This is a genomic window from Bacillus sp. 2D03, assembly GCF_003946765.1.
GTDB classification, from domain to species: Bacteria; Bacillota; Bacilli; order Bacillales; family Bacillaceae_G; genus Bacillus_A; species Bacillus_A cereus.
Genome location: NZ_RPSJ01000041.1, coordinates 1 through 2,677 on the forward strand (window position 1 = coordinate 1; position 2,677 = coordinate 2,677).

Below are 2,677 nucleotides of genomic sequence, written 5' to 3' on the forward strand. Positions count from 1 at the left end.
ATAGTTTGGTGATGATGGCAGAGAGGTCACACCCGTTCCCATACCGAACACGGAAGTTAAGCTCTCTAGCGCCGATGGTAGTTGGGACCTTGTCCCTGTGAGAGTAGGACGTCGCCAAGCAACTTTAAGACGAGTCAGAATGACTCGTCTTTTTTGTGTTTTATAATTTCTTTTCAAAGCTAAATATTTTGAAGTGCTGCTCATTTTTTTAAAGATTTTTGAGTACGTAGCTATATAAGTTTTATTCAATTTGTTTCGTGATTTTTGACAGGTAATTTAAGATTTTCTATTTTATTTATCAAAGATAGAATTCATTGGTATGTTAAAATAGTACAGTTGTTTTTGATGTACTTTAATATAAGAAGATTTAAGTTAGAAAAGGAGATAATATGAAAAAGATAAGTATAATTACTATAGTAGTCTTAGTCCTGCTAGTAATCGTGTATATGTTAGTTGGAAATTATTTTTATAACTATGCATTAAATGCGAAACAAGAAAAGGAATTTTTGCAAGATAATCCTCATTTAGTGGAAACGGTAAATGCGTCGGGAGATGTATTGGCTGCAAATGAAGAAAAGAATGCAAACTTCGTATCGAAGTATAAACCTAACACATTAACTATACGTTCTTTCGATAAATTAAATTTAAAAGGTTATGAATATATGAATGAACCATCTAGTCATAAATGGGCAATTGTAGTTCATGGATATAGTGGTAGAGCATCGGAAATGACGAAATATATTCGTAACTTTTATGAACAAGGCTATAATGTCATAGCACCAGACCTTCGTGGACACGGAAATAGTGAAGGGGATTATGTTGGTATGGGTTGGCATGATCGTAAAGATATTTTAATTTGGATTCAACAAATCTTAAAGAAAGACCCTGATGCTGAAATAGCTCTATTTGGTGTTTCAATGGGCGGGGCAACTGTAATGATGACTTCAGGAGAAGATTTACCTTCTAATGTTAAAGTTATTATTGAAGATTGTGGATATTCAACTGTTATTGATGAATTTACTTATCAACTAAAAGATTTATTCCACTTACCGAAGTTTCCTGTTATGAATGCGGCAAATACGGTTACTAAATTAAGAGCTGGGTATGATTTAGAAGAGGCTTCAGCTGTAAAACAAGTAGCGAAAAGTAAAACACCTATGCTATTCATTCATGGGGATGCTGATACATTCGTTCCTTTTGAAATGTTAGATGAAGTATATAATGCTGCAAAAGTAGAAAAAGAGAAATTAATTGTTCCAGGTGCTGGACATGGGGAAGCGGAGAAAGTAGATTCGAATAAATATTGGAATACTGTATGGAAGTTCGTAGGGAAGTATATTCCGGCATAATTAAAGTTGTTGCATTTATATAGACGATAATCGGAGGGATAATAGTTAATCCTTTTGATTATCGTTTTTTTGTTAATTAGGTATTCTGCTATAAGTGTATTTTTGTATGTACTATATGAAGGAGGTAGAGCAAAAACTTTTGAATTCCTTAATCTCAGTGCTACAATGATTGAAAACTAAAAGTTAATGAGGTGTTTCTATGAAAATTGAAGTTTGGTCAGATTTTGTATGCCCATTTTGCTATATTGGGAAACATAGATTAGAGATGGCTTTAGAGCAATTTTCGCATAAGAAGGATGTTGAAGTTGAGTTTAAAAGTTTTGAATTAGACCAAAATGCTCCAATCTATTCTGGGACAAGTATTAATGAAGTACTTGCATCAAAGTATGGAATTAGTATTGAAGAAGCTAAGCGTAATAACGTACAGCTAGGAAATTATGCAGCTAGTATGGGTTTAAGTTTTAATTTTGATGAGATGAAGCCGACGAACACGTTTGATGCGCATCGTCTTGCGAAGTTTGCAAAGGATCAAGGAAAAGAAAAAGAGATTACGGAAAATCTACTTTTTGCATACTTCACTGAATCGAGAAATTTAAGTGATGTGGATACACTTGCTGCTATCGCTGAAGTTTCAGGTTTAGATAAGCAAGAGGCTTTAAATGTTATTAATGATAAAAATGCGTATGCAAATGATGTTAGAATTGATGAAGCAATTGCTCAGCAATATCAAATTTCTGGAGTACCTTATTTTATTATTAATCAAAAGTATGCTATTTCAGGTGCACAACCACTTGAAACTTTTGTTGGTGCACTTCAGCAAGTGTGGGAAGAAGAGAATCCTGCACCTAAGTTACAAGAACTTTCTTCAGATGGTGGAAGCGATCTTTCTTGTACTGATGGAAGTTGTTCGGCGCCGTCGAAAGAGCAATAGTTTTTATAGTAGAGTAGTACCCCATAGATAGTTCTGTGGGGTGCTTGTATATAACTGTAGAAGAAATACATAAGTGAAATCTATAAAATATAAAGTTTTTTTAAAAACGTATTGACGATTATACCTTAGAGGTGTAATATAGAACAAGTCGCCGCTGATAATAACGTCGCAAGCGACAAATGAAATAAAAAAACTTAGTTGACATTAACTAACGAAGATGTTAACATAAGGAAGTCGCAAATGAGCGACTAAGTAGTTCTTTGAAAACTGAACGAAACAAACAACGTGAAACGTCAATTTTTATTTTAGATGCTAGACAAACTAACTTTATTGGAGAGTTTGATCCTGGCTCAGGATGAACGCTGGCGGCGTGCCTAATACATGCAAGTCGAGCGAA

General features: G+C 34.2%; 2 protein-coding genes and 2 rRNA genes. All 4 read left to right on the top strand.

Features of this window, described 5'->3' with window-relative positions; genetic code table 11:
* Positions 1–4: 4 nt before the first annotated feature.
* Positions 5–120, top strand: a 5S ribosomal RNA gene (gene rrf / locus EBQ15_RS30825).
* Positions 121–389: 269 nt separating this feature from the next.
* The gene (locus EBQ15_RS30830) at positions 390–1,349 is read left to right on the top strand and encodes an alpha/beta hydrolase (RefSeq protein ID WP_000723975.1); all 960 of its coding nucleotides are present in this window, start codon (positions 390–392) and stop codon (positions 1,347–1,349) included.
* 199 nt (positions 1,350–1,548) lie between these two features.
* Entirely contained in the window at positions 1,549–2,280 is a 732-nt protein-coding gene (locus EBQ15_RS30835) for a DsbA family oxidoreductase (protein ID WP_000687914.1), read from the top strand.
* 327 nt (positions 2,281–2,607) lie between these two features.
* Positions 2,608–2,677, top strand: a 16S ribosomal RNA gene (locus EBQ15_RS30840); the annotation flags it as partial.

Bases quoted from the DNA above. Each gene is read 5' to 3' on its own strand.
- EBQ15_RS30830 (WP_000723975.1), top strand. From the start codon at position 390: ATGAAAAAGATAAGTATAATTACTATAGTAGTCTTAGTCCTGCTAGTA.
- EBQ15_RS30835 (WP_000687914.1), top strand. From the start codon at position 1,549: ATGAAAATTGAAGTTTGGTCAGATTTTGTATGCCCATTTTGCTATATT.